This is a genomic window from Micromonospora tarapacensis (genome assembly GCF_019697375.1).
GTDB classification, from domain to species: Bacteria; Actinomycetota; Actinomycetes; order Mycobacteriales; family Micromonosporaceae; genus Micromonospora; species Micromonospora tarapacensis.
Genome location: NZ_JAHCDI010000003.1, coordinates 925,782 through 950,162, shown reverse-complemented (window position 1 = coordinate 950,162; position 24,381 = coordinate 925,782). Strand labels below are relative to the sequence as shown.

29 protein-coding genes and 1 pseudogene are annotated in these 24,381 nt (G+C 71.6%); 20 read left to right on the top strand and 10 right to left on the bottom strand.

The genetic code is table 11. From position 1 onward, the window contains the following. Window positions 1-6: 6 nt before the first annotated feature. Window positions 7-222, bottom strand: coding sequence for a hypothetical protein (locus KIF24_RS05330; RefSeq protein WP_221082993.1), 216 nt, complete (start codon window positions 220-222; stop codon window positions 7-9). A gap of 434 nt (window positions 223-656) precedes the next feature. Here KIF24_RS05330 and KIF24_RS05325 point away from each other — a divergent pair, with 434 nt between their 5' ends. The 3 genes from KIF24_RS05325 (at window position 657) to KIF24_RS05315 (ending at window position 2,533) form a co-directional block, all read left to right on the top strand. Further along, on the top strand, window positions 657-1,760 hold the full coding sequence (locus KIF24_RS05325) for a 3-deoxy-7-phosphoheptulonate synthase (protein ID WP_221082992.1): 1,104 nt from the start codon (window positions 657-659) through the stop codon (window positions 1,758-1,760). A 274-nt stretch (window positions 1,761-2,034) separates the two neighbouring features. Continuing rightward, window positions 2,035-2,277 (top strand): hypothetical protein, encoded by a 243-nt coding sequence (locus tag KIF24_RS05320; protein WP_221083191.1) that lies wholly within the window; start codon window positions 2,035-2,037, stop codon window positions 2,275-2,277. A 58-nt stretch (window positions 2,278-2,335) separates the two neighbouring features. After that, on the top strand, window positions 2,336-2,533 hold the full coding sequence (locus tag KIF24_RS05315; protein WP_221082991.1) for a hypothetical protein: 198 nt from the start codon (window positions 2,336-2,338) through the stop codon (window positions 2,531-2,533). 65 nt (window positions 2,534-2,598) lie between these two features. Here KIF24_RS05315 and KIF24_RS05310 read toward each other — a convergent pair whose 3' ends face one another. The 3 genes from KIF24_RS05310 to KIF24_RS05300 form a co-directional block, all read right to left on the bottom strand. Continuing rightward, entirely contained in the window at window positions 2,599-3,129 is a 531-nt protein-coding gene (locus KIF24_RS05310; RefSeq protein WP_221082990.1) for a DUF1360 domain-containing protein, read from the bottom strand. A gap of 64 nt (window positions 3,130-3,193) precedes the next feature. After that, window positions 3,194-3,517, bottom strand: coding sequence for a hypothetical protein (locus KIF24_RS05305; RefSeq protein WP_221082989.1), 324 nt, complete (start codon window positions 3,515-3,517; stop codon window positions 3,194-3,196). Next, window positions 3,517-3,840 (bottom strand): DUF6158 family protein, encoded by a 324-nt coding sequence (locus tag KIF24_RS05300; RefSeq protein ID WP_221082988.1) that lies wholly within the window; start codon window positions 3,838-3,840, stop codon window positions 3,517-3,519. The genes KIF24_RS05305 and KIF24_RS05300 overlap by 1 nt, the downstream gene beginning before the upstream one ends. A gap of 121 nt (window positions 3,841-3,961) precedes the next feature. On the opposite strand from KIF24_RS05300, the gene KIF24_RS05295 reads away from it, so the two are divergent. Together KIF24_RS05295 and KIF24_RS05290 are read left to right on the top strand one after the other, a co-directional pair. Further along, complete coding sequence (locus tag KIF24_RS05295; protein ID WP_221082987.1) at window positions 3,962-4,435, top strand: hypothetical protein; 474 nt, start codon at window positions 3,962-3,964, stop codon at window positions 4,433-4,435. Between the two features lie 26 nt (window positions 4,436-4,461). Then, a complete protein-coding gene (locus KIF24_RS05290; RefSeq protein ID WP_221082986.1) occupies window positions 4,462-4,797 on the top strand; it encodes a DUF3817 domain-containing protein in 336 nt (111 codons plus the stop codon). A gap of 10 nt (window positions 4,798-4,807) precedes the next feature. Here the strand turns inward: KIF24_RS05290 and KIF24_RS05285 are convergent, their stop codons facing one another. Then, window positions 4,808-5,335 (bottom strand): DUF6232 family protein, encoded by a 528-nt coding sequence (locus KIF24_RS05285; protein WP_331461010.1) that lies wholly within the window; start codon window positions 5,333-5,335, stop codon window positions 4,808-4,810. 459 nt (window positions 5,336-5,794) lie between these two features. On the opposite strand from KIF24_RS05285, the gene KIF24_RS05280 reads away from it, so the two are divergent. Then, window positions 5,795-6,766 carry a C40 family peptidase gene (locus KIF24_RS05280; protein ID WP_407939878.1) on the top strand — a complete coding sequence of 324 codons (972 nt, stop codon included), beginning with the start codon at window positions 5,795-5,797 and terminating at the stop codon, window positions 6,764-6,766. 96 nt (window positions 6,767-6,862) lie between these two features. Here the strand turns inward: KIF24_RS05280 and KIF24_RS05275 are convergent, their stop codons facing one another. Both KIF24_RS05275 and KIF24_RS05270 read right to left on the bottom strand, forming a co-directional pair. Next, on the bottom strand, window positions 6,863-7,852 hold the full coding sequence (locus KIF24_RS05275; protein WP_221083189.1) for a sigma-70 family RNA polymerase sigma factor: 990 nt from the start codon (window positions 7,850-7,852) through the stop codon (window positions 6,863-6,865). 534 nt (window positions 7,853-8,386) lie between these two features. Then, the gene (locus KIF24_RS05270) at window positions 8,387-9,301 is read right to left on the bottom strand and encodes a MurR/RpiR family transcriptional regulator (protein WP_221082984.1); all 915 of its coding nucleotides are present in this window, start codon (window positions 9,299-9,301) and stop codon (window positions 8,387-8,389) included. Window positions 9,302-9,492: 191 nt separating this feature from the next. On the opposite strand from KIF24_RS05270, the gene KIF24_RS32215 reads away from it, so the two are divergent. Both KIF24_RS32215 and KIF24_RS05265 read left to right on the top strand, forming a co-directional pair. Continuing rightward, the gene (locus KIF24_RS32215; protein ID WP_230414883.1) at window positions 9,493-9,660 is read left to right on the top strand and encodes an NAD-dependent epimerase/dehydratase family protein; all 168 of its coding nucleotides are present in this window, start codon (window positions 9,493-9,495) and stop codon (window positions 9,658-9,660) included. Window positions 9,661-9,692: 32 nt separating this feature from the next. Beyond that, entirely contained in the window at window positions 9,693-10,187 is a 495-nt protein-coding gene (locus KIF24_RS05265; protein ID WP_331461009.1) for an SDR family oxidoreductase, read from the top strand. Here the strand turns inward: KIF24_RS05265 and KIF24_RS05260 are convergent. Continuing rightward, complete coding sequence (locus tag KIF24_RS05260) at window positions 10,172-10,909, bottom strand: dTMP kinase (protein ID WP_407939892.1); 738 nt, start codon at window positions 10,907-10,909, stop codon at window positions 10,172-10,174. The genes KIF24_RS05265 and KIF24_RS05260 overlap by 16 nt on opposite strands. Window positions 10,910-11,062: 153 nt before the next feature. Between KIF24_RS05260 and KIF24_RS05255 the strand changes: the two genes are divergently transcribed. The 12 genes from KIF24_RS05255 (at window position 11,063) to KIF24_RS05200 (ending at window position 21,248) form a co-directional block, all read left to right on the top strand. Beyond that, window positions 11,063-11,647 (top strand): nucleotidyltransferase, encoded by a 585-nt coding sequence (locus KIF24_RS05255; protein ID WP_221082982.1) that lies wholly within the window; start codon window positions 11,063-11,065, stop codon window positions 11,645-11,647. Continuing rightward, window positions 11,644-11,919, top strand: a complete 276-nt coding sequence (locus KIF24_RS05250) for a BON domain-containing protein (protein WP_407939877.1) — start codon at window positions 11,644-11,646, stop codon at window positions 11,917-11,919. The genes KIF24_RS05255 and KIF24_RS05250 overlap by 4 nt, the downstream gene beginning before the upstream one ends. A gap of 9 nt (window positions 11,920-11,928) precedes the next feature. Then, a complete protein-coding gene (locus KIF24_RS05245; protein WP_221082981.1) occupies window positions 11,929-12,705 on the top strand; it encodes a metallophosphoesterase family protein in 777 nt (258 codons plus the stop codon). Then, the gene (locus KIF24_RS05240; RefSeq protein WP_007464364.1) at window positions 12,696-12,839 is read left to right on the top strand and encodes a GPGG-motif small membrane protein; all 144 of its coding nucleotides are present in this window, start codon (window positions 12,696-12,698) and stop codon (window positions 12,837-12,839) included. The genes KIF24_RS05245 and KIF24_RS05240 overlap by 10 nt, the downstream gene beginning before the upstream one ends. Before the next feature lie 178 nt (window positions 12,840-13,017). Beyond that, window positions 13,018-13,269, top strand: a complete 252-nt coding sequence (locus KIF24_RS05235; protein ID WP_221082980.1) for a tryptophan-rich sensory protein — start codon at window positions 13,018-13,020, stop codon at window positions 13,267-13,269. A 294-nt stretch (window positions 13,270-13,563) separates the two neighbouring features. Continuing rightward, window positions 13,564-14,913 carry an ABC transporter substrate-binding protein gene (locus KIF24_RS05230; protein WP_221082979.1) on the top strand — a complete coding sequence of 450 codons (1,350 nt, stop codon included), beginning with the start codon at window positions 13,564-13,566 and terminating at the stop codon, window positions 14,911-14,913. 70 nt (window positions 14,914-14,983) lie between these two features. Then, window positions 14,984-16,036, top strand: coding sequence for a carbohydrate ABC transporter permease (locus KIF24_RS05225; protein WP_221082978.1), 1,053 nt, complete (start codon window positions 14,984-14,986; stop codon window positions 16,034-16,036). Window position 16,037: 1 nt separating this feature from the next. Next, a complete protein-coding gene (locus KIF24_RS05220) occupies window positions 16,038-17,003 on the top strand; it encodes a carbohydrate ABC transporter permease (protein WP_221082977.1) in 966 nt (321 codons plus the stop codon). A gap of 61 nt (window positions 17,004-17,064) precedes the next feature. After that, window positions 17,065-18,099, top strand: a complete 1,035-nt coding sequence (locus KIF24_RS05215; protein WP_221082976.1) for a LacI family DNA-binding transcriptional regulator — start codon at window positions 17,065-17,067, stop codon at window positions 18,097-18,099. A 61-nt stretch (window positions 18,100-18,160) separates the two neighbouring features. After that, on the top strand, window positions 18,161-19,816 hold the full coding sequence (locus tag KIF24_RS05210) for a glycoside hydrolase family 13 protein (RefSeq protein ID WP_221083187.1): 1,656 nt from the start codon (window positions 18,161-18,163) through the stop codon (window positions 19,814-19,816). A 122-nt stretch (window positions 19,817-19,938) separates the two neighbouring features. Next, entirely contained in the window at window positions 19,939-20,496 is a 558-nt protein-coding gene (locus KIF24_RS05205; protein ID WP_221082975.1) for a TetR/AcrR family transcriptional regulator, read from the top strand. Then, window positions 20,496-21,248, top strand: a complete 753-nt coding sequence (locus tag KIF24_RS05200; protein WP_221082974.1) for a maleylpyruvate isomerase family mycothiol-dependent enzyme — start codon at window positions 20,496-20,498, stop codon at window positions 21,246-21,248. Before KIF24_RS05205 ends, KIF24_RS05200 begins: the two co-directional genes overlap by 1 nt. Window positions 21,249-21,317: 69 nt before the next feature. Here the strand turns inward: KIF24_RS05200 and KIF24_RS05195 are convergent, their stop codons facing one another. Beyond that, window positions 21,318-22,778 carry an MFS transporter gene (locus tag KIF24_RS05195; RefSeq protein ID WP_221082973.1) on the bottom strand — a complete coding sequence of 487 codons (1,461 nt, stop codon included), beginning with the start codon at window positions 22,776-22,778 and terminating at the stop codon, window positions 21,318-21,320. Window positions 22,779-22,961: 183 nt separating this feature from the next. Continuing rightward, window positions 22,962-24,379: pseudogene (gene xylB / locus KIF24_RS05190) on the bottom strand (xylulokinase). Between the last annotated feature and the right edge of the window lie 2 nt (window positions 24,380-24,381).

The following is a 24,381-nucleotide window of genomic DNA, read 5'->3' as shown; positions in this document are numbered from 1 at the left end:
CGGCGCTCAGTCCGGCGGTTCGATGGGGTTCACGGTCTGGTCCGAGGTACGCCGCTCCAGCACGGTGTCCGGGGCGGCGTTCCGGTCGGCTTCCCGGGCGTCTGACTCGGCGAGGATCGCGTCCGCCTGTGCCGGCGCGTCGTCGCTGCCGGCGGCCGCCTCCTCCGGCAGCAGGTGGGCGCGGGACTGGACCCGCTTTTGGTCGCTCCGCTCGTCACTCATGCCGCTCCTCATACCCCGCCCCCGTCCTCGGCACGCAGGATCTTCGGTACGCGGGAGAGGAGGGGTCCTTCCTCGCGCCGAGTCGCGGCCTGCGCACGGGCCCTTCCTCTCACCTCGGCGCACCTCAGCGGAACGGGCCGCGCACCTCGTAGGTGATGCCGCCTACTGACGGAATCATCGATGAGGGTGAACACGAAGCGAGCCTTTGCCGACGAGGGGGTGAGCACCTTCGCACGTCGGGTACGCTTACCGCCGTGACGCGCTCGTATCGATGGTTTAGGCAGCCGGCTCGCAGGCCGGTGACCTCACCCTGATCTGACGTCACCGTTTTCGAGCCGGCCGGGCAGGAGCTTTCGTTCCTGCCCTTTCGCGTACGAGCAGCCGGCTCGACCCGGGCACCGGCCCCGGGTGCGGTCGGCGGAAGGACGCCCACCGTGACCACCCCGGAGAACCACCGGGTCATCGACCAGCGGATCGACCGTGTCGTGCCGCTGACCACCCCGGCCCTGCTGCACCACGAGCTGCCCCTGGACGACGGCCTCACCTCGGCCGTGCTGGCCGGCCGGCGGGCGGTCGGCCGGGTGCTCGACCGGGCCGACGACCGGCTGCTGGTCGTGGTGGGGCCGTGCTCGGTCCACGACCCGGCCGCTGCCCTGGACTACGCACACCGGCTCCGCGAGGCGGCCGAGCGGGTGGCCGAGGACCTGCTGGTGGTGATGCGGGTGTACTTCGAGAAGCCGCGCTCCACGGTGGGTTGGAAGGGCCTGATCAACGACCCCGGGTTGGACGGCTCCGGCGACGTCAACACCGGCCTGCGCCGGGCCCGGGCGCTGCTGCTCGACGTACTGCGCCTGGGCCTGCCGGTGGGCTGCGAGTTCCTCGACCCCATCACCCCGCAGTACATCGCGGACACGGTCGCCTGGGGGGCGATCGGGGCACGCACCGTGGAGAGCCAGGTGCACCGCCAGCTCGCCTCCGGCCTGTCCATGCCGATCGGCATGAAGAACCGACCCGACGGCAGCATCGCCACGGCGGTCGACGCCATCCGGGCGGCCGGCGTGCCGCACGTCTTCCCCGGCATCGACGTCTCCGGCATTCCGGCGATCATGCACACCCGGGGCAACGCGGACGGGCACCTGGTGCTGCGTGGCGGCGGCGGCCGGCCGAACTACGACGCGGAGTCGGTGGCGGGCGCGCTGGAGCTGCTGCGGGCCGCCGCCCTGCCGGAGCGACTGGTGGTGGACGCCAGCCACGCCAACAGCGGCAAGGACCACCGCAACCAGCCCACGGTGGCCGCCGACGTGGCCGGGCAGATCGCCGCCGGCCAGCGGGGCATCGTCGGGATCATGTTGGAGAGCTTCCTCGTGCCCGGCCGGCAGGACCTCGACCCGACCCGCGAGCTGACCTACGGCCAGTCGGTCACCGACGCCTGCATCGGCTGGGACACCACCGACGAGGTTCTCGCCGAGTTGGCCGCCGCCGTCCGCACCCGCCGCGCCACCCACCCCCGGCCGCGCTCCCTGCCGACGCCGGCCTGACCACCCTCCGCACGCTTCACCGCCCACGCCCACCCCCTGTTGATCATGAAGTTGGCGAGTGCCTCGGAGCGGCCGTCAATTTCGTGATCAGCGGGTGGGTCGGGGTGGACCGGTGTTTCACCGGTACGGGCGCGGGTAGCCGTCGCGGGTGACCGACGACGTACCCGTGACCGAGGCGCCCACGGCACCCACGACTGAGGCGCGGCTGCCCGAGGCCATCCTGGCCGACGTTCCCGTGGTCGACACCGCCGCGCTCGATCCGCCCGTCACCGACCTGCCCGGCACGGCCGCCGCCGTACCCGACGAGGTGGAGACCGAGGAGGTGGACACCCGGCCACTCGACGAGCTGCTCGACGACCTCTACCACGGTCAGGAGCGGATCAGCCAGGTGGACATCTACCGCCGCGCGGTCGCCGCGGAACTGCCGGCGCAGTTGCTCGCCCGGCTGAACGCGTTGCCGCAGGGCGAGTACGCGGTCGACGAGGTGACCGACCTGCTGGGTGGATCGGTCGGTTGAGCCGGCCCGCCGACCACGGCCGGTGCGCCGGCCGCACCGGCGACGAGAAGGGGAGCGCATGTCCCAGCCCGAGAAGCACCAGCGCGAACGGACGTCCGCCCTCGGCCAGCCGCCCGAGGGCACGGACACCCTGCCCGAACCCGACTTCGCCAACGAGCACGACCGCACCGCCGTCGACCGGGACATCGTCACCGGCGCGGACGAGGACGAGCGGGAGCCCGAGTCCCCACGCGGCTGGTCCGGCATGCAACGCTGATCGGCGGCCACCCACCCGACGCCGGCCGGACCCGTGCACCAGGGCCCGGCCGGCGCTGCATCGCGTCAGTCCTCCTCGTCGCCCTCGGCGGCCTGCTGGGCGACCGCGTAACCCATCTGGAGGAAGTCGGAGGCGGCCACCGCGGTCAGCGCGGTGGCCACCAGGCGGGTCAGCCGGGGCGCGAGCACCAGGCCGCCGGTGAGCCCGGTCGCCACCCAGACCGCCAGGCAGAACGGGCAGCTGAGCAACTCGCCGATGGCGTGCCGGGTGGAGCTGCCCGAGTCGCGTACCTGCTCCATCACCTCGCCGCTGCCGATCGGCCGGTCGTAGCGGGTGAAGGGGGCGCGCAGCGGACTGGTCACCGCGTCCTTGGACAGCAGCCGGCTGAGCTTGTGGGTGGCGATGGCCAGCAGCACCACATCCGAGGTGGCGGGTCGATCCGGCACGGTGCGTCCGGTCACCTTGACCAGACCCGCGATCGCGCCGGCGACCCCGGCATAGGTGCCCATGGCCGCCAGGTAGCCACCGAGCGGACGATGTTCGTGGGGCGCGTACGCCTGCCGCAGCCGCGCCACCTTCTGCTTCAGATCGCTCACCCGGCCTCCTTCGGGTCAAGTAACGATCCGCCGCCCCCGCGAGGGGGCGGCGGTCTCGGCCGGGTCAGCCGGCCTGCAGGTTGTCGGCCACCTCGCGGACGAGGTTGGTCAGCGCCTCACCGGCCAACCGGTCAGCCTCCGCGCCACCGCCGCCGAGTTCCAGCCGAAGCCAGGAGCCACCGGCATCTGCCGGCTCCACGCACAGCTCGGCGGACCAGTCGGTGCGCCGCGCGTCCCAGCGAGCCCGCAGCCGCTCGGCGTCACCGTCGCGGGACGGATCAGCCGACAGCAGCGGCTCGGGCAGCCAGGCGGAGATCCGGTCGGGGTCGGTCGCGGTGTTGAAGGCGACCTCGGGAGGTGCGGACACGCCGCGCTCCGCGGATGCCATCACAGGTCCCGCAGCCGGCTCGGGTCCACCTCTCGCCCCGGGTGCCGGGCCAGGTACTCGGTCTCCAGTTCGGCGGTTCGCCGCAGATGGTTGGCGAGCGCCGAGTCCGTCGCGTGGCGGAGCGTGTCCAGCCGGGTGCGGTGCAGGCTCTGCATCTCGCGGATGAGGTCCTCCTCGGCCAGCTCGGCCGGGTCGATGCCGGGCAGGTCGGCGTCGAACGCCGGTGCCGCCACCCGGTCGTCGCCCCACTCGGGAATCCGCTGTTCGGGGCTCACCTCCGTGCCGCCGGCGGGAAATCCGTCCTGTCGTCCCGATGCCGTCATCTCGCCCCCTCGTCCGTCGTGGGCTGGCGTCTGTACGGTTGCCCACCGCGGGTACGGCCAAACCACCGGCCACTACGACGTCGCGTCGGAGATCGCCACCGGTCCCCGGTACCCTTTTGCCATGAAGCGGCTCTGGACCCCGGCGTGGATCGCCCGCCACGTGGCCATGGTCGTGCTGGTGACCACGTTCCTCGGGTTGGGCTGGTGGCAGGTCAGCCGCGCCACCGCGGGTAACGCCATCAGCTGGGGCTACGCCGTCGAGTGGCCGATCTTCGCGGGGTTCGTGGTCTTCGTCTGGTGGCGCGAGGTGCGTCATGCCCTGGGCGGTGGATCGCCGGCCCGGGCCGCGGGCCGGGGCGGCACCGGGACGCCGGCCGCCGACGGCACGGATCCCGTCGCGGCGGGAGCCGCCGCGGCGGCCGAGCCGGCCGATGCCGCCGGGGTGGGGCGGCCGCGAACCGGGATCCGCCGCCCGGTGCGGGCCATCCGATCCAGCGCCGGTGACGCCGACGATGCCGATCTGGCCGCCTACAACCGCTACCTGTCATGGTTGAACGCCAACCCGGGCGCGAAGCCCGGCGACTATCCCGGCTGAGCCGGCTCCGGAAGGACGGACGAGAAGTGCGCGCTGCCCTCACCCGCTACCGAGTGATCGCCTGGGTCGTCGGCGTGGTGCTGATCCTGCTGGTCGTGATCGGCATGCCGCTCAAGTACGGCTTCGACAACCCGGTCGTGGTGGAGACCGTGGGCCAGGCACACGGCTTCCTCTACATGGTCTTCCTGGTCGCCGCGTTCGACCTGTCCCGCCGGGCCGACTGGCCGCTCAAGCGGATGATCCTGGTGATGCTGGCCGGCACCGTGCCGTTCGTCTCCTTCTGGGCCGAGCGCCGGGTGAGTGCGATGGTCACGGCCGAGCAGCGGGAGCGGGAGCAGGCACCGGAGCCGGTTGCCGGCTAGCCGGCCTGGTTCAGCGTCGAGGTCGCCACGGATCCGCGGTGGCCATCGGGTCCTCCCAGCCACCGTAGCCGTTCGACTCCCGCGCCCGGCGCAGCGCCCGGCTCACCTGGCCGAACTGCTGCTCGTCGTCGCTGCTGAACAGCAGCTCGTCCACTCCCGCACAACGGCCCCACAGTTCGTATGCCGGCGGGCGCCACCGGTCGCCGGCCGCCGCGAGCAGCACCGGCACCAGGAACACGGCGCCGAGCAGGAGGTACGCCCCGGCGGTGAGCCGTTGCAATCCTCCGCTGAAGCCGAGCAGCAGGCCGACACCGCCGATCATCACAGCGGAGACCAGCACCGCCCGGGTCGCCACCCGGTCGTGCGGTCCCCGCGTGCTGTGCAGGTGGGTCAGCTCGGCGACCCGCCAGCTGGCGCGGCCGACCGTGAACCGGTCGACCGTGACGATGATTCCGGGTCGGGCGTAGAGCAGCCTCGGCTCCCTGCCGGCGCCGCGTGGCGTCCGCGGCGGTCGCGTCGTCGCGCCATCACCGTTCACGGCCCCTCCTCCCACGGCTGCCAGCGCCGGGTCGGGTTCCGTCGGCCTCTGCATCGATGCCGGTCGACGGGAATCCCGGCTGCGCGCTTCATTGTGTGCTGCGCCCGCCAGCCGAGCCGACCGTTTCCCGTGGTCACGGGCGCCCGACCGGGGTACCTCCCGCCGGAAAGAGCATTCCAAGTCCGTCTTATCGGTTATAGCGGTGTGGCATCCGACGTCATATGCCGGGAGCGACCAGTCCGGCATCTGCCTACATAGGTAGTCAACTGCGACTTGCACGTCGAACGGCCGGCCCCACCACCACCATTGGTCCCGACTTTCTCTGCGGACGACTCCCGTCCCGTACTAGGTTGGGCAGGTCGGCCCGGTCGGCCGCCGTCCACCCGGACGGCACTGGGCCGATGCCGTCGCGGAGCATCAGCAGCCCGCGCCGGCCCCGGGAGAGGAGCATTCGAGCTCTTGTCGTCCCTGACGCACACGCTGCGCGCCCTGACGGTCACCGCCTTCTCGTTGGTGCTGGTCATGCCGGCAACGGTGGCCCGGGCCGAACCCTCCCCCGCCGAGCTGACCCGGCGGATCGAGAAGTCCTCCACCGAGCTGGAACGCGTGGTGGAGGCCCACAACGAGCTGCGAGAGAAGATCAAGGAGAACCGGACCGCCGTCAAGCGGCTACAGGAACGGCTCGGGCCCTTGGAGCAGCAGGCCGAGCAGAGCCGGGCGGACGTCGGCGAGTTGGCGGTGACCGCGTACAAGACCGGCAACCTCGGCACCGTCGACGCGCTGCTGCACGGCGGCGACTCCGCCTCCGTGCTCGACCGGCTCGGCACGCTGGACCACCTGACCCGGCAGCAGCAGGCCACCATCGCCAGCTACGCCGCCGACCAGCGGCGACTGCTCGACCAGAAGACCCGGCTGGACGTCACGCTCAGTCAACAGGCGGCGCAGTCCCGGGAACTGACCGCGGCGAAGCGACGGATCGAGCGTGACCTGGCCCGGCTCTACGAGTTGCGCCGGCAGGCGTACGGCCGGGCCGCCGAGCGCCCGACCGACCGGGCGGACAGCGCTGCCGAAGCGCCCGCGGTCGCCGGTCAGGCGGGCGCCGCCGTCAGGTACGCCTATGGGGCGCTGGGCAAGCCGTACGCCTGGGGTCAGGACGGGCCGGGTGGCTACGACTGCTCCGGGCTGACCTCGGCCGCGTGGCGGTCGGCGGGCAGGTCGCTGCCGCACAACACCCGGATGCAGTGGGGCGTGGTGGCGCACATCAGCCGGAGTGAGCTGCGCCCCGGAGACCTCGTCTTCTACCGCAGCCTCGGGCACGTGGCGATCTACGTGGGCGGTGGGCAGGTCATCCACTCACCGACTTTCGGCCGCAACGTGGAAAAGCGCGACGTGGATCTGATGCCGCCGTACGGCTACGGCAGGGTGCGCTGAGACGACCCCGCAAGTCCCCGCCGTTACCGCGCGGGAACGGCGAACGGCCGGCGTCCCCCTATCGGACGCCGGCCGTTCGCCGTCACTGTTACCAGATCAGGCAGCCTGCAGGCCCTCCGCACGGGCCAGCTCGCGCAGCCGGCCGAGCGCCTGGATCTCCAGCTGCCGGATCCGCTCACGGGACAGCGAGAACCGCGAAGCCACCTCGGTCAGCGAGTGCTCCCGACCGTCCTCCAGCCCGTAGCGGGCCCGCATGATCCCGGCCGAACGGTCGTCCAGGTGATTGAGCAGCCCCTCGATCCGCTGCCGTTCCAGCCCGGTGAGGACGATCTCCTCCGGCGACGGGGCGTCGCTGTCCGCGACCAGGTCGCCGAGGTTGGTGTCGCCGTCGTCGCCGACCGGCGTGTCCAGCGAGACGGTGTCCTGCGACCAGCGAACCAGCTCGTTGACCCGCTCGACGGTCACGCCCAGGGCCCTGGCGATCTGCTCCGGCTCCGGATCACCGCCCAGCTCACGGGTCAACTGCCGGGCCACGTTTCGCATCCGGTTGACGTCCTCGACGAGGTGCACCGGCAGTCGCACGGTGCGCTCCTGCTGGGCGATCGCCCGGCTGATCGCCTGGCGGATCCACCAGGTCGCGTAGGTCGAGAACTTGAAGCCCCGCTCGTAGTCGAACTTCTCGACCGCCCGGACCAGGCCCGTGTTGCCCTCCTGGATCAGGTCCAGCATGGGCATCCCGGAGCGGACGTAACGTCGGGCGATCGACACGACCAGTCGGAGGTTGGCCCGGATGAACAGATCCTTGGCCCGCTCGCCGTCGGCGACCACTCGGGCCAGTTCCTCCCGGGTGACGCCGTCGGGCACCTGGTCCTCGTCGAGCAGGTGCTCGGCGTAGAGGCCAGCCTCAATGGCCTTGGAGAGATCGACCTCCGTGGCGGCGTCCAGCAGCGGCGTCCGGGAGATCTCGTGCAGGTAGACTCCGACCAGGTCGCGCTCCTCGGCGACCTCGTCGGTTCGCATACCAATGTTCTTGTCCACGTTGCCCACGGTCCCCTCGCTCGCGCCGGTTCCCCGGTTCCTTGCCATCCCCACGCCCATCAGCCCTCCCCCGTAACCTCCGCTGTGCCCACCGGTGCTGACATCTACACAACAGATGAGACGTGTCGGGGATTCCATGTCGTGGGTCGAAAGTGTCACGAATGCCTGATAATCAGCTGAGAGCACGGTCCATGTTTGCTGTCAGGACTCTGCCCTGACCGTCCCGACAGGCGACCGACGAGACGGACGGATCGCCGACCGTACCGGTCCAAGGCAACACTGCTCGGCCGACAGGCACAGCGACCCGGGTCACCACCGTGCTGCGATCCCGGTCACTGCCGGATACGCGCGCACGGACGGATTGGTTCATCCACGCCGGTGGTATTACCCCACGCCCAGATGAACAATCCGTGCCCCGGTCCTATGCCCGCCCCCCGCACCAGGCGCGCCGTGACCGCCGCCGAGAACCGTTCGGCACGAGCTTCACGCCGTGCCCGCCTTCATCCCCGTCGACCGGCACCGCCTCCGGAACGGTTCCACCCGGACGAGGCATCCACCGCGGGGCAGCACGGCACCGGCTGGTCAGGCGCGCCTCCGGCCGGAGCCGAGCCGGTGGGAGCGGACCGCCTCGGCCGTCGCCCGCAGCGCCTTGCGGGCCCGGGGGCGGTTGCGCACGGCCACCCCGACGAACAGGCAGTCGACCACGGTCAGCTGGGCGAGCCGACTGGCCGTCGCACCGGATCGGTAGGTGGTCTCCCGCGCGGCGGTGGTAAGCACGTGGTCGGCGACGTCGGTGACCGGCGAGCGCGGGAAGTTGGTCAGCACCACCGTGGTGGCTCCCCGGGCCCGGGCCTGTGCCAGCACCTCGACCACGTCCGAGGTGGTGCCGGTGTGCGAGATGCCGATGGCGATGTCGCCCCGGCCGAGCAGGGCCGCCGAGGTCAGCGCGGTGTGCAGGTCGGCGGAGTAGAAGGCGGTGCGGCCGATCCGGTGCAGCTTGTGCTGGAAGTCGGCGGCCACCACGCCGCTCGCGCCGGCACCGTAGATGTCGATCCGACCGGCACCGACGATCGCGTCCACCACCCGCTCGCAGATCGCCGGGTCGAGCTGTTCCGCCGTCTCCTCCACCGCCCGCGCGTCGTTGAAGGCGATGGTCGCGATGATCTGTGCCAGGTCGGCGCCGGGCGGGATGTCCCCGCCGACCATTCGTGCGTCCGGGGGTTCGACCCGCCGGGCCGCCTCGGCCGCGAGCCGGATCCGCAGCTGCGGGTAGCCGTCCAGGCCGACCGACCGGCAGAACCGGATCACGGTCGCCTCGGACGTCTCGGCGGCGGTGGCGAGGTCGGTGATGGTCCGCCGGGCGGCGTCGGCGGGGTCGGCGACCACCAGCCGGGCGACCCGCTGCTCGGCCGGGGACAGCGCCGGGAGCAGGCCGCTGATGTGGACGATCAGCCCACTCCGCTCGTGACCTGCGGAAATCTTCGGCCTATTCGCCACAGCTGAAACTTACTTTCACCAGTTCGGGGGCGTCAACCAGACCGCGCCTACCCGTGGGTCCAGCCTGCCACCCCGCCCCAGGCGCCCGCCTCCCCGCCGGGCCGGGTCCGACCGGTCGGGCGGGGCCGGCCGCCCGACCGACCGGACGGCGGCACTGGCCACGTTCCGGGACACCGCACTAGCCTCAGTCCATGGCGGATCGGAGTGTGCTGGTCACCGGAGGCACGGGCGGGCTCGGCGCGGCGGTCACCGCCGCGTTCGTCGAGGCGGGCTGGCGGGTGGTCGCCCCACAACGCCGACCGCCGGCCCCGACCCCCGGCCGGACGCCAACGAGCCGGTCCGGCTCGTCGCGGACCTGACCGACGCACAGGACGCCGCCCGGGCGGCCGAGGTGGCGGCCGGCGATCCCGAGGCGCCACTGCGCGCCGTGGTCAACCTCGTCGGCGGCTACGCCAGCACCGGGCTGGTGCACGAGACCCCGATCGAGGAATTCGAGCGGATGCTTACCGTCAACCTCCGCCCCACCCATCTGGTCACCCGCGCCGCACTGCCCCACCTGGTCGGCGCCGGCGGCGGCGCGGTGGTCTGCGTCGCGGCCCGGGCGGCCGTCGCGCCGTTCCCGGGTGTCGCCGGCTACGTGACCGCGAAGGCCGCCGTGCTCGGCTTCGCCTCCGCCGTCGCGGTGGAGTACCGGACGGCCGGGGTCCGCTGCAACACGGTCCTGCCCAGCGTCATCGACACGCCGACCAACCGGGACGCGATGCCCGGCGCGGACCAGACGCGCTGGGTCGACCCCGCGGAGATCGCCTCGGTGATCCGCTTCCTCGCGTCGGACGAGTCGGCGCCGACCAGCGGCGCGGCCGTACCGGTCTACGGCCGGGCCTGAAGGGGGATCAGGCCGGACGGCCGTCCCGGCGTCCGCGCCTCGGCCCGCGCCGGCTCACCGCCGGCCGCCAGCCAGGCGGCCAGGTGCCGCTGGATCTCGCGAGCGACGTCCTCGGGCCGCCCACCGGCGTCCACCGGCACGAACGTCGGGCGCTCCGGCAACGTGCGGTACGCGAGATCGGCGGCGGTCAGATAGTCCAGGCTCTCGTGGTCGGTGCCGCGCCGCTCGATCCGCCGGTATGCCTCGCCCGGCTCCACGCTGAGCAGGAACGTCACCTGCGGTCGGGGGAACAGCCGGTAGGCGGCCCGGACGAGGCGCTCCCAGCGGTGCCCGCCGTGCGCCCGGAGGCTGGCGTACTGGCAGGCGGCGTACCTGTCCATCACGGCCACCCGGCCGGTGAACAGGCTGCCGAGCAGCGCCATCGCGATGGCCAGCCAGCGCAGGGCGGATTCCACCAGGAGCATTCCGTCGCGACCGAGGAGCCGCTGGGCGTCCGGCCGGCCGAGGCGGAGCGCGGCTCGACCGAGCCATCGCCGGCCGCCCGCGTTGCGGTGATAGGTGGCGGGATATCCGGCCGCGCCGAGTGCCTCGGCGAGCCGGTACGCCTGAGTGGTCTTGCCCGAGCCGTCGATGCCGATCAGGGCCACGGTGCGTAGCCGGGCGCTGCCGCACCTGCCTCCCGTTGATCCGGGGACTCCCGTCGATCTGGCCACCCTCCACAGGTTATCCGACCCACGCCCGAGCTTCTGCGTCATCCATGCCTTTGATCCCTGTTCGCACCCTTCCACGAGCGCCGCAGGTGTGGACGACCGGATTGCCGGGTACCGACCGGGGATCCCACCGGTGTCATCCGACCAGTCGACGGGAGAGGCGAGATGGCCGAGCGCGACGACGAGACTCTCCTGCACACCCTCAAGAAGGTCGCCGCCGTGCTCAAACAGTCGGAGATCCCGTTCGCCCTCGGCGGCAGCTTCGCCGTGTATGCGCACGGCGGGCACTCCAGCGAGCACGACGTCGACTTCCTCATCCGGGAGCCGGACGTCGAGGCAGCGCTGGAGGCGCTGGTCCAGACCGGCTTCACCGCCGAGCGGCCACCGGAGGACTGGCTGGTCAAGGTCTACGACGGCGGCCGGATGGTGGACCTGATCCACCGCCCGATCGAGACTCCGGTGACCGAGGAGACCTTCGCCGACACGGTGATGCGTCCGGTGGACGCCATTAACATGCCGGTGCTGTCGGCCACCCAGCTGATGGTGCACAAGCTGCTGAGCTTCTCCCAGCACTACTGCGACTTCGCGCGCGGGCTGCCGCTGGCCCGGTCGCTGCGCGAGCAGATCGACTGGGAACGGGTACGCAAGGAGACGCAGCACTCGCCGTACGCCGAGTCGTTCCTGGTGCTGTTGGACAGGCTGGACGTCGTGCCGGACCCCGGCACGGCCGACGGGAGGGAGAGACCGTGACCGTGCACCGCGGCTCCGGCGCCGGGCCACCTGACGAGTACGTCGAGGCGGAGATCCACCGGCTGCTCGCCGAGGATCCGACCGTCGCCGAACAGGGGATCACCGTGGTCCGCACCGAACGTGCCCTCGTGCTGTACGGCGAGGTGGAGAGCGCGCACCGGCGGGACGAGATCCTGCGCCGGGTGGCCGAGCGCTTCCCGGACGTGCCGATCACCAGCGACATCGGGGTGATCCGCGCGCAGGCGCCCACGGAGATCGAGCAACTGCCCTGAGGAGGTTCGATGGCTATCCGGATCGCCGCCGTGGGCGACGTGCATCTGGACGAGGACGTGGTCGGCCGCTTCCGGCCGGCCCTGGAGGAGTTGCCCGCCAGCGCCGACGTGCTGCTGCTCGCCGGTGACCTGACCCGGCACGGCACCGAGGCCGAGGCCCGCTGCGTGGCCCGGGAGTTCGGCGGGCTGGGGGTCCCCGTGATCGCCGTGCTGGGCAACCACGACCACCAGTGCGACCAGGTGCCACAGGTGGTAGGCACGTTGGCGGAGGCGGGCATCACCGTGCTGGAAGGCGACGGTGTGGTGCTGGACTGCCCCGGCGGCCGGCTCGGTGTCGCCGGCGTGAAGGGCTTCGGCGGCGGCTTCGCCGGCCGGTGCGCCAGCGACTTCGGCGAGCCGGAGATGAAGGCGTTCGTCCGCACCACCACCGAGAGCGCCGACCGGTTGGGCGAGGCGCTGCGCTCGCTGGAGTGTGACGTGCTGGTGGCGCTGAGCCACTACTCGCCCGTGCCGGACACCCTGGCCGGCGAGCCGTTGGAGATCTACCCGTTCCTGGGCTGCTACCAGTTGGGACAGGCGATCGACTCGGCGCCGACCGCGCTGGCCCTGCACGGGCACGCACACCACGGCTCAGAGCGGGGCACCACGCCGGGCGGGGTACGCGTCCGCAACGTCGCCCACCCGGTGATCAAGCAGGCGTACAGCGTCTTCCACCTGGGTGACCACCTTGATCAGGGGGAGGTTTCCGGGGTCGGCGTCGGGGGTATTCAGCAAACATGGAGCTGATTCTCTGGATTCTCGCAGTCGTACTGGTGGTTGCCGGCATCCTCGCGCTGTTCCGCCGGCAGATCCTCTGGGGCATCGTCCTCATCGTCGTCGGGCTGCTCGTCGGCCCGGGTGGTGTCAGCATCTTCAATTGACATCGCGGCGCAGGGCGTCGCGTGACGGACCCGCCGGGGTCGTCGTGACCGGAACTCCGTCCTCCCGACAGGAGCCACCGGACGCGGCGATCCCGGCGTGCCGTCTGCGGCGGGTCGGGACTCCCGAGGGTTCGCGATGACAGGTTTGCCGCCCCCGCCGGCCGGAGAACCTCCCGCCATGCGGACGACGACGGCAGCGACCGGGCGCCGGGACGGCGCACGTCAGTGGCGGGTGGGGGCCGTGTTCGCGGCGGCGGTCCTCGCCGCCGACGAGTACGCGAGCCTCGACCGGCCCGCCTGGTCGCCGCCGTCCTGGCTGCTCGGCCCGGTCTGCGCCAGCCGTGCGGCGGCGGCGCTGCTGCTGCCCTACTGGGCCTGGGTCACCTTCGCCGCGTCGCTCGACTACTCGGTCTGGCGGCTGAACGGCTGAGCCGCATCACCGATCGATCCGGCCAAGTTTGCCCATCGAACCGCTCCGATGCCGGAAATCTTCTGTCGGCCCGGTTCGAACGAAAAAGATTCTTCACTTATCGGTGAGGGTGGATAGGGCCGCTGGGAGCGCGCCCAATCCGCGTCGCCAGGTTTCCGGATTGTTACTCGGTCGTGTCCGTCCAAGGGTGGACCGCACCCCGATGCAAGCGCTTACATGTGACAACGCCCATCGGACCGGCGCCAGGTCAACCGGACGCGATCCCGGCCGGCGCCGGCTAGGAAGGAGGACGGCATGGCGATCTTTGCCAGGCCACGCCAGGCCCTCGCGATCGCTGGCGCGATCGGACTGGCGCTCAGCGCCACCGCCTGCGGCACCGGAAGCAGCAGCAACGGCGGCACCAGCGACGCCGATTCCGCCGAGTGCGCCCCGTACGAGACGTACCAGGGCCACGACGGCAAGACGGTAACCATCTACTCGTCGATCCGGGACATCGAGGCCGACCGCCTGGCCCAGTCCTGGAAGCAGTTCGAGGATTGCACCGGCATCACGGTCAACCACGAGGGAAGTGGCGAGTTCGAGGCCCAGCTCCCCGTACGGGTCGACGGTGGCAACGCCCCCGACCTGGCTTTCATCCCTCAGCCCGGCCTGCTGCAACGGTTCGCCGAGCGCGACCAGGTGAAGGCGGCCAGCGCCGAGACCAAGGCGATGGCCGAGGCGAACTACCCGGCCGACTGGCTGAAGTACAGCACCGTCAACGGCACCTTCTACGGCGCGCCGCTCGGGTCGAACGTGAAGTCGTTCGTCTGGTACTCGCCGAAGATGTTCCAGGAGAAGGGCTGGACCGTCCCGACCACCTGGGACGACATGATCAAGCTCAGCGACACGATCGCCGACAGCGGCGTCAAGCCGTGGTGCGCCGGCATCGAGTCCGGTGAGGCCACCGGCTGGCCGGCCACGGACTGGATCGAGGACGTGATGCTGCGGACGCAGACCCCCGAGGTCTACGACCAGTGGACCACGCACGAGATCCCGTTCAACGACCCGCGGGTCGCCGAGGCGCTGAACCGCGCCGGCACCATCCTGAAGAACGACAAGTACGTCAACGGCGGCTTCGGCGGCGTGCGCAGCATCGCCACCACCTCCTTCCAGGAGGCCGGCGTGCCGATCACGGCCGGCAATTGCGCGCTGCACCGCCAGGCCTCGTTCTACGCCAACCAGTGGCCGGAGGGCACCCGGGTGGCCGAGGACGGCGACGTCTTCGCGTTCTACTTCCCGGCCATCGACCCGGCCAAGGGCAAGCCGGTGCTGGGCGGCGGCGAGTTCGTGGCGGCCTTCAACGACCGTCCCGAGGTGCAGGCGGTGCAGACCTACCTCGCATCGGGCGAGCACGCCAACAGCCGGGCGAAGATCGGCGACTGGGTGTCGGCGAACAACAAGGTCGACCTGGCCAACGTCGCCAACCCGATCGACAAGCTGTCGGTGGAGATCCTCCAGGACGACAGCTCGGTCTTCCGGTTCGACGGTTCCGACCTGATGCCCGCCGCCGTCGGCGCCGGGACCTTCTGGAAGGGCATGGTCGAGTGGATCAACGGCGGCGACACCGCCTCCGTACTCCAGGGCATCGAGAGCAGCTGGAAGTGAGCCCAGCGGTGGGCCGGTCCGCGATCGCGGACCGGCCCACCGGCTCTGCCGAGAACCCCTGGGAGGGTTGATGAACTTCGACTTCGCCGACCAGACGCCGAAACTCATGATGCTGCTGTGGGGGCTGATCGCCTTCGCGGTGGTGGTCGGCGGTCTGCTCATGCTGCTCGACGCGGTACCGGCCTTCTTCGCCCGGCGCCGCGAGGCGCGATTCGTCGCCGCGTCCGCCAGCGGGGCGCCGCCGCGTCGGCGGGCCAAGCCCCGGGAAGGGCTGTTCGCGCTGTTCTTCCTGCTGCCGACCGTGCTGTTGCTGATGATCGGTCTGGTCGTCCCGGCGCTCCGGACCACCCTGCTGTCCTTCATGGACGGCAGCAGCCAGAACTTCGTGGGCCTGGACAACTACCGCTGGATGTTCGCCGACGACGCGATCGTGCGGGTGCTGCTCAACACCCTGGTCTGGGTCACCCTGGTGCCGCTGGCGGCGAGCTGCATGGGTCTGCTCTACGCCGTGCTGGTCGACAAGGTGCGGCTGGAGGCGGTGGCCAAGTCGCTGATCTTCATGCCGATGGCGATCTCGTTCGTCGGCGCCAGCATCATCTGGAAGTTCGTGTACGCCTTCCGCAGCCAGGAGCAGGAACAGATCGGCCTGCTGAACCAGATCATGGTCAGCCTCGGCGGCGAGCCTCGGCAGTGGCTGCTCGACTCACCGCTGAACACGCTGCTGCTGCTCGTGATCATGGTGTGGATCCAGGCCGGCTTCGCCATGGTGGTGCTCTCCGCGGCGATCAAGGCCATCCCGGCCGACATCATCGAGGCCGCCCGCCTCGACGGGGTCAGCCCCTGGCAGATGTTCCGGCAGATCACCCTGCCGAGCATCCGGCCCGCGCTGATCGTGGTGGTGGTCACCATCTCGATCGCCACGCTGAAGGTCTTCGACATCGTCCGCACCACGACGAACGGCAACTACGACACCAGCGTGATCGCCAACGAGATGTACAACCAGGCGTTCCGGTACGGCCAGAACGGTCAGGGCTCCGCCCTGGCGGTCTTCCTCTTCGTCCTGGTGGTACCGATCGTGATCTTCCAGATCCGCAACATCCGCCAGCAGCGACGGGAGGCCTGAGATGACCACGACCACTCCCCCGGTCGCCGCCGGCAGCCAGGCCACCAGCGAGCAGTCGACCCGGGCGTCCCGGGTACGCAAGCGGCTCAACACCCGTGCCGCGAGCCTCATCGCCATCATCATCGCGGTCGTCTGGACCATCCCGACCTTCGGTCTGCTCGTCAGCTCCTTCCGGCCGGAGAACCAGATCAAGACCTCCGGCTGGTGGACGTTCTTCCGGGATCCCCAGTTCACCCTCGACAACTATCAGGATGTGCTGTTCGGGCAGTCGTCGTCATCCGGGCAGCTCGCCGGCTACTTCGTCAACTCCCTGGTGATCACCCTGCCGGCGGTGCTGTTCCCGCTCGCGTTCGCGGCCCTGGCCGCGTACGCGCTGGCATGGATCAACTTCCGCGGTCGGGACTGGGTGTACATCGGCATCTTCGCGCTGCAGATCGTGCCGCTGCAGATGGCCCTGGTGCCGCTGCTGAGCTTCTTCTCGCGCGGGGTCAGCCTGGGCGGCGTCACCCTGATGCCCGCCTGGAACCTCGACGGCGCGCAGAACTTCGCCCAGGTGTGGTTCGCGCACACCTGCTTCGCCCTCCCGTTCGCCGTGTACCTGCTGCACAACTTCGTTTCGCAACTGCCCAAGGACCTGATGGAGGCGGCCCGGGTCGACGGTGCCACCCACCCCAAGATCTTCCGCACCATCGTCCTGCCGCTGATCGCACCCGCCCTGGCCGCGTTCGGCATCTTCCAGTTCCTCTGGGTCTGGAACGACCTGCTGGTCGCACTCATCTTCGCCGGTGGCAGCGATGTCACCGCACCACTCACCGTCCGGCTGGCCGAACTGGCCGGCACCCGGGGCAACGAGTGGCAACGGCTGACCGCCGGAGCGTTCGTCTCGATCGTCGTACCGCTGATCGTGTTCCTGTCGTTGCAGCGCTACTTCGTCCGAGGGCTGCTCGCCGGCAGCGTCAAGGGCTGATCCGCCCGTGGTGCCGCCGCCCGCGGCGGCACCACGGCGGGACCTGAGCGGGGTTTCCACCGTGACGAGGATCGACGACGTCGCCCGGCTGGCCGGAGTCTCCACGGCCACCGTCTCCCGGGCACTGCGCGGACTGCCGACGGTTTCCGCGGCGACCCGCCGGCGAGTGCTGGCCGCGGCCGAGCAGTTGCAGTACGCCGTCTCGCCGAGCGCCTCGCGGCTGGCCGGCGGCCGGACCGGCACCGTGGCGGTGGTGGTTCCACGGATCACCCGCTGGTTCTTCGGAGTGGTCGTCGAGGCGGTCGAGGACTTCTTCCACCAGGCCGGCTACGACCTGCTGCTGCACAACCTCGGCGGGCGAGAACACAACCGGCAGCGCCTGCTGACCGCCGCCAGCCTGCACAAGCGGGTGGACGCGATCATGCTGGTCGCCACACCGCTGCGGGGGACCGACCTGACCGCCCTCGCCGCGCTGGAGCTGCCCGGGGTGACCATCAGCTCCGGCACGAGCGTGCCCGGCTGGCCCTGCGTACGCATCGACGACGTGGCCGCGGCGCGGACCGCGACCCGGCACCTCCTGGATCTCGGGCACCGCCGGATCGCGCACATCTCCGGTGATCCCGACGACGAGCTCGCCTTCACCGCGCACCTGGACCGCCGCCGCGGCTACCACGAGGCGCTGCGCGCGGCGGGGCTGCACCCGGATCCGGAGCTCGACGCCGAGTCCCGCTTCGACATCGCCGGCGGCACCCGGGCCACCGAGGAGCTGCTGCGCCGGGGCGATCCGCCGACGGCCATCTTCGCGGCCTGCGACGAGATGGCGATGGGGGCGCTGACCGCGCTACGCGACGCCGGCCTGCGAGTCCCACAGGATGTCAGCGTGATCGGCATCGACGACCACGCCCTTTCCGGCGTGCTCGGCCTGAGCACCATCGCCCAGCCGGCGGCGGAGCAGGGCCAGTTGGCGGCGAAGATGCTGCTCGACCCGCTCTGTAGCCGGACCGCCGCCGCCGGCCTGATCACACCCGATTCGGCGGTGATCCTGCCCACTCGGCTGGTCGTGCGTGAATCGACCGCACCCGCGCGGGCACACTGAACGGCAGGCATCACCGTCGCCGGGACCGCCGGCCCGCACGGTTCGACCATGGGAGTACGCCCTGAACGACAACACGACCCACCAGGCCCCGCCCGCCAACCCGGCCACCGGCTGGTGGACGGAGGCCGTGATCTACCAGATCTACCCGCGCTCGTTCGCCGACTCCGGTGGTGACGGCATCGGCGACCTGCCCGGCATCACCGCTCGCCTCGGCCACCTGGCGGAGCTGGGCGTCGACGCCGTCTGGCTCTCCCCCTTCTACCCGTCGCCGCAGGCCGACGCCGGGTACGACGTGGCCGACTACCGGGGTGTCGAGCCGCTGTTCGGCAGGCTCGCCGACGCCGACGACCTCATCGCGCAGGCCCACGCCCGCGGGATTCGGGTGATCGTCGACCTGGTGCCCAACCACACCTCCTCGGCACACGCCTGGTTCCAGGCCGCCCTGTCCGCCGGACCGGGCGGTGCCGAGCGGCAGCGCTACGTCTTCCGCGAGGGCCGCGGGCCGGACGGTGCCGAACCGCCCAACGACTGGCGGAGCGTCTTCGGCGGCCCGGCCTGGACCCGGGTCGCCGACGGCCAGTGGTACCTGCACCTGTTCGACTCCGCCCAGCCCGACCTGAACTGGGACAACCCCGAGGTGCGCGCGGAGTTCCTGGACGTGCTGCGGTTCTGGCTGGACCGTGGCGTGGACGGCTTCCGGGTCGACGTGGCGCATGGCCTGATCAAGCAGGCCGACCTGGCCGACTGGCAGGAACCGCAGGAGATCCTGTCCGGGCAGGAGGCGGACAAGCCCCGCCCGCCCATGTGGGACCAGGACGGCGTACACGAGATCTACCGGGAGTGGCGGCGGCTGCTGGACGGTTACCCCGGTGAGCGGATCCTGGTCGCCGAGGCGTGGGTGGAGCCGGCCGAACGGCTGGTCCGGTACGTCCGCCCCGACGAGATGCACCAGGCGTTCAACTTCGAGTACCTGCTCGCCTCCTGGACGGCCCCCGCCCAGTACGCGGTGATCACGCGCTCGCTGGCGGCCACCGACACGGTCGGCGCACCCACCACCTGGGTGCTCTCCAACCACGACGTGGTGCGGCACGCCTCCCGGCTCGGTCTGCCGGTCGGCACTCCCCGGCCCAACGGCATCGGCCTCGGTGACGAGCAGCCGGACGCGGCGACCGGCCTGCGGCGGGCCCGGGCGGCCACCCTGCTGATGCTCGCCCTGCCCGGCTCGGCGTACCTCTACCAGGGCGAGGAACTCGGGCTGCCGGAGCACACCACCATGCCCGACGAGGCCCGCCAGGATCCGACCTGGGAACGCAGCGGGCACACCCAGCGTGGCCGGGACGGCTGCCGGGTGCCGATCCCGTGGGAGGCCGACGCGCCGTCGTACGGCTTCGGGCCGACCGACGCGAGTTGGCTGCCGCAGCCGCCGGTCTGGGCCGAGTACGCGCTCGACCGCCAGCGCGGGGTGCCCGGCTCGACGTACGAGATGTACCGGGTCGCGCTGCGGCTGCGCCGCACGTACGGGCTGGGCCGGGGGACGCTGGAGTGGCTCTCCTCCGGCGACGAGGTGCTGGCCTTCCGCAACGGCGAGCTGGTCGTCCTGACCAACTTCGGCGCCGCCGCCGTCGACGTGCCCGCCGGTGAGCTGCTGCTCAGCAGCGCTCCGCTCGACGAGTCCGGCCGGGTCCCCACCGACGTGACGGTCTGGGTCCAGGGGTAGGAGCGACCGGCGCTGGGTGTCACGAGTCGATGAGCTCTTGACATCCCGTCTCACCATGCCCGACGATCCTAACCATGTTAGGGAAAGCGAACATCGATAGGAAGCTCGAACGCCGTTCGGTGATGATCACGGAGATCATCGAGGCGGCATGGCAGGTGGCCAGCGCCGAGGGACTCTCCAACATCACTTTGCGTGATGTCGCCTGGACCGTCGGCATGCAGGCTCCGTCGCTGTACTCGTACTTCGACTCCAAGCACGCCATCTACGACGCGATGTTCGCCCAGGGGTGCCGGGAGTACCTGGCGCGGGCCGAGAAGTTGGAGCTCACCGGCGAACCGGTGCCCGACCTGAAGATCGGGATGCGGTTCTTCATGCGCTTCTGCACCGAGAACCCCGCCCGCTACGAACTGTTGTTCCAACGCACGATCCCCGGCTTCGAGCCCACCCCGGAGTCGTACGCCCTCGCCGTGCAGATCCTGGCCGAGCTGCGGGACCGGCTGCACCGGATCGGCGTCACCGACCCGGCCGACCTCGACCTGCTCACCGCGATCAGCACCGGTCTGACCGACCAGCAGATCTCCAACGATCCCGGCGGTGACCGCTGGGCACGGCTCACCGATCAGGCCGCGGAGATGTACTACGCCCATGTGACGCGTCGCACCGAAGGGAAACAGCCGTGATGGCAGCCTCGACCGTGGTGATCGACCAGGTGCCGCCGCTACGCCGCCAGGAGGCCGCAATCCTCGCCGCGGAGGAGAACCAGCGCTTCGTCGACTGCGTCCGTGCGCTGGGCCCCGCCGACTGGGACCGGCCCACCGACTGCCCGACCTGGCCGGTCCGCGACGTGGCCGCGCATGTGCTCGGCATGTGGGAGTTCACCTCGTCGGCCCGGGAGTTCGTGCACGTGCAACTCGGCGCGCGTAAGGCCGCCCGCGGTCGGCCGGTCATCGACGGCATGACCGAGGTGCAGGTATCCGACCGTGCCCATCTCACCCCGACGCAACTGGTCGAGCGGCTCGCCACCATGGCACCCCGCGGTGCCCGATCCCGTCGCCGCCTGCCCGCGCCCCTGCGCCGGCTGCCGATCAAGCTGGAATTCGACGGCACGACCGAGCCGTCGCGACTGGGCCACCTCTTCGACGTCATCCTCACCCGTGACGCCTGGATGCACCGAGTGGACATCGCCCGGGCGAGCGGGCAACCACTGATCCTCACCGCCGACCACGACGGACGCATCGTCGCGGACGTCACCGCAGAATGGGCCCGCCGGCACGGCCAGCCGTTCCGGCTTCGTCTGGACGGCCCCGCTGGCGGCCGGTACACCGCCGGTGACGGCGGCGAGGAGATCTCGCTCGACGCCGTCGAGTTCTGCCGGATCCTGTCCGGCCGCGACGCCGGGACGGGGCTCCTCACCCAGCAGGTCCCGTTCTGACCCGCCGGAAACCTCGATCCGGAACCGTCGCTCCGGCGCGACGAGGCGCCGCGTTGACCGGGGGCCCTGCTATCCACCAGGCGTCAAAGAGGGGCCTGTCCTCTCGTCCAGGTTTTCGGCGCGGGTGTGCAGCAGCTGGTTCACGTCGGTGATGTCCTTGGGCGAGGTGCGGGCGGCCAGCCAGTACATGATGCCGGTGGGGATGAAGAAGAGCTGGAACGCGGCCAGCCCGACGGCAAGGTTCAACGGCGGCGGGAAGGCCGCCCGCAACCCGTGGAAGGCCACCCCGACCAGGCCGTTGCCGGCCGCCCGGCCCACCCCGTTGACCAGGTTGCCCAGGCTGTAGACGGTGCCCCGGTTCTCCGGCGGGTTCACGTCGGCGATCAGCGCGAACCAGTTCGGCGAGTTCGCCGAGGTCAACGCCAACGCGAGCAGGGCGGCGAGCAGGCTCAGCCCGACCGTCGGCTCGGTGACCACGCTGCCCAGCACCGCCCCGACGATCGCGCCGGTGCCGGCGCCGTCGGGCACGTCGATGCGGATCGGCACGAAGAACAACACCAGGTAGAACGGGACCGCGGCGAGGATGCCGACCGCCGCGACCAGCGCCCGCCCGGAGGGCGTACGCCGTTGCAGCGCGTCGCCGATCAGCCCGCCGACGATGGAGAACACCCCGCCGAGCTGGAACAGGGTGGCGAAGACGCTGCCCACCACGATCGCGGTGGCCGCCGAGTAGCCCTGGTCCCGAGCCCGCTCGTCGAACAGGTACGGCAGCCAGGTCAGCGAGCCGAACGCGGCCTGCGCGGTGAGGCCCTGGAGGATGAGCCACCGGTTGGTCCGCCGGCCCAGGATCACCGGCAGGTCGGTGCGGCTGATCCGGTAGTCGTAATCCGCGCCGGTGGCGAGCGCTCCGGCCAGTTCCGGCTCGCTCTGTCCCCGCCGGATGTCGTACGTGAACAGGTACGCCGCCGTGGCGGCCAGCCCGACGACGGTGAGCAGCAGGAACGGCCGGCGCCAGTCGACCGCACCGAGCAGCCCGCCGGTCAGCGTGCCGGCCACCGTGCCGACGCCCTGGGAGAGCCCCCAGAGGCTCATCACCAGACCCCGGCGGCGCGGCGAGATCAGGTCGGTGACGACCGAATAGCCGACCGATCCGACCGCGCCGAGGCCGACCGCGGCGAGCAACTGCGCGGCGAGGAAGGTGGGATAGTTCCCGGCGAGCGCACTGCCCCCCGTGCCGGCCGCCCAGAGCAGCGTGCCGATCATGAGCAGCGGCTTGCGGTTGGTGCGGTCGCCGAAGTACGCCCAGCCGACCGCCGCGACCGCGCTGACCAGGAAGCTGGCCGCGGTGACCAGGCCGAGCAGCCGCCGTGGCACCTCGAACGCATCGGCGATCGAGCCGTACAGCGGCGGCACCAGGCCGATCGCCACGTTGTCCAGCGAGGCGAGCAGCACGAAGATCACGACGCTGTAGAGCCGGTGCGCCGCGCCCCCGCCCCACACCCGGGTGGGCCGGCCCGTGCTCAAGGTCATGCGGGCAGCCAACCAGGGTCGGACAACGGCCCGGTCACCGGGTCAGGTGCCGACCGGGGTCGCGCGCGTCGGCCAACGCCCTTCCTTCGGTGGTCGCGAGACGCGCGGCACGACATCGTGCTCGATCCCGGACCGAGTGGTACCCCGCGACAGCGAGGCCACTCGATCCGGGATCGGGCCCGCTCAACCCTGTGCCGGGCGGTCCAGGTGGCGCTCCCGGGCCTGCGCGTAGCGCTCCCGGATGGCCGGGACCGGCTCGGCCGCGTACTCCTCGGTGCCGGACGGCGTCCACGACGGCGGCGCCGCCCCGCCCAGGGCCAGCCAGGCGGCCTGCCGGGCGGCGCCGTCGGCGACGTACTCGCCGGGCGGCGGGACGACCACCGGGCAGCCGAAGACCTGCGCGGCGATCCGGCGTACCGCCGCCGAGCGGGCCCCGCCGCCGACCAGGATCACCCGTCGTACCGTCGCGCCCTGCGCGGCGAGCGCGTCGAGCCCGTCGGCGAGCGCGCAGAGCATTCCTCCACGGCCGCCCGGGCCAGGTGTGCCGGGGTCGAGGTGCGCAGCGTCAGCCCGTGCACCGCGCCGGTGGCCAGCGGCCGGTTCGGGGTGCGTTCACCCTCCAGGTAGGGCACGAGGACCAGCCCGTCCGCGCCGGGTGGCGCGGACAGCGCCAGCCCGGCGAGTTCGTCGAGCCCCACCCGCAGCATGCCGGCCGCGGCGTCGAGCACCCGGGCGGCGTTGAGCGTGCAGACCAGCGGCAGGAAGCGGCCGGTGGCGTCCGCGAAGCCGGCCACGATCCCGCTCGGGTCGGCCGCCGGAGCGTCGGCGACGCTGAACACGGTGCCCGAGGTGCCGATCGACACGACGACGTCGCCGGGGCCGGCACCCACTCCGAGCCCGGCGGCGGCGTTGTCTCCGGCACCGGGCCCGAGCAGTGCCCCGCCCGGCAGCTCGCCGGCGGTCCCGGCGGCACCCAGCACGGTCGGCACCCGCACCGTCCGGCCCAGCGCCCGCTCCAGCAGGTCGGGGCGGTACTCGCCGGTGGCCGGGGACCAGTAGCCGGTGCCACTGGCGTCGCTGCGGTCGGTGCGCAGCGCGTCCAGCCCGGGTGCGCCGGCCAACCGCCAGGTCAGCCAGTCGTGCGGCAGGCAGACCGCCGCCACCCGGTCGGCGTTCGCCGGCTCGTGCCGGGCCAGCCAGCGCAGCTTGGTGACGGTGAAGCTGGCCACCGGCACGCTACCCACGGCGTCGGCCCAGAACTGGCGCCCAGCCTGCCCACCGCCGGCCTCCTCGACCAGCTCGGCGGCGGACCCGGCGGACCGGGTGTCGTTCCACAGCAGCGCGGGCCGGACCACCTGGCCCGCCTCGTCCAGGCAGACCATGCCGTGCTGCTGGCCCGCCACCGAGACGGCGGCGACATCGGCCAGGCCGCCCGCGGCGTCGACCGCCGTCTGGAGGGCGGACCACCAGGCCGACGGGTCGACCTCGGTGCCGTCCGGGTGCGGCGCCCGGCCCTGCCGGACCAGGGCGCCGGTCGTCGCGTCCCGGACGACCACCTTGCAGGACTGGGTGGAGGAGTCCACCCCGGCGACGAGCGGCATGT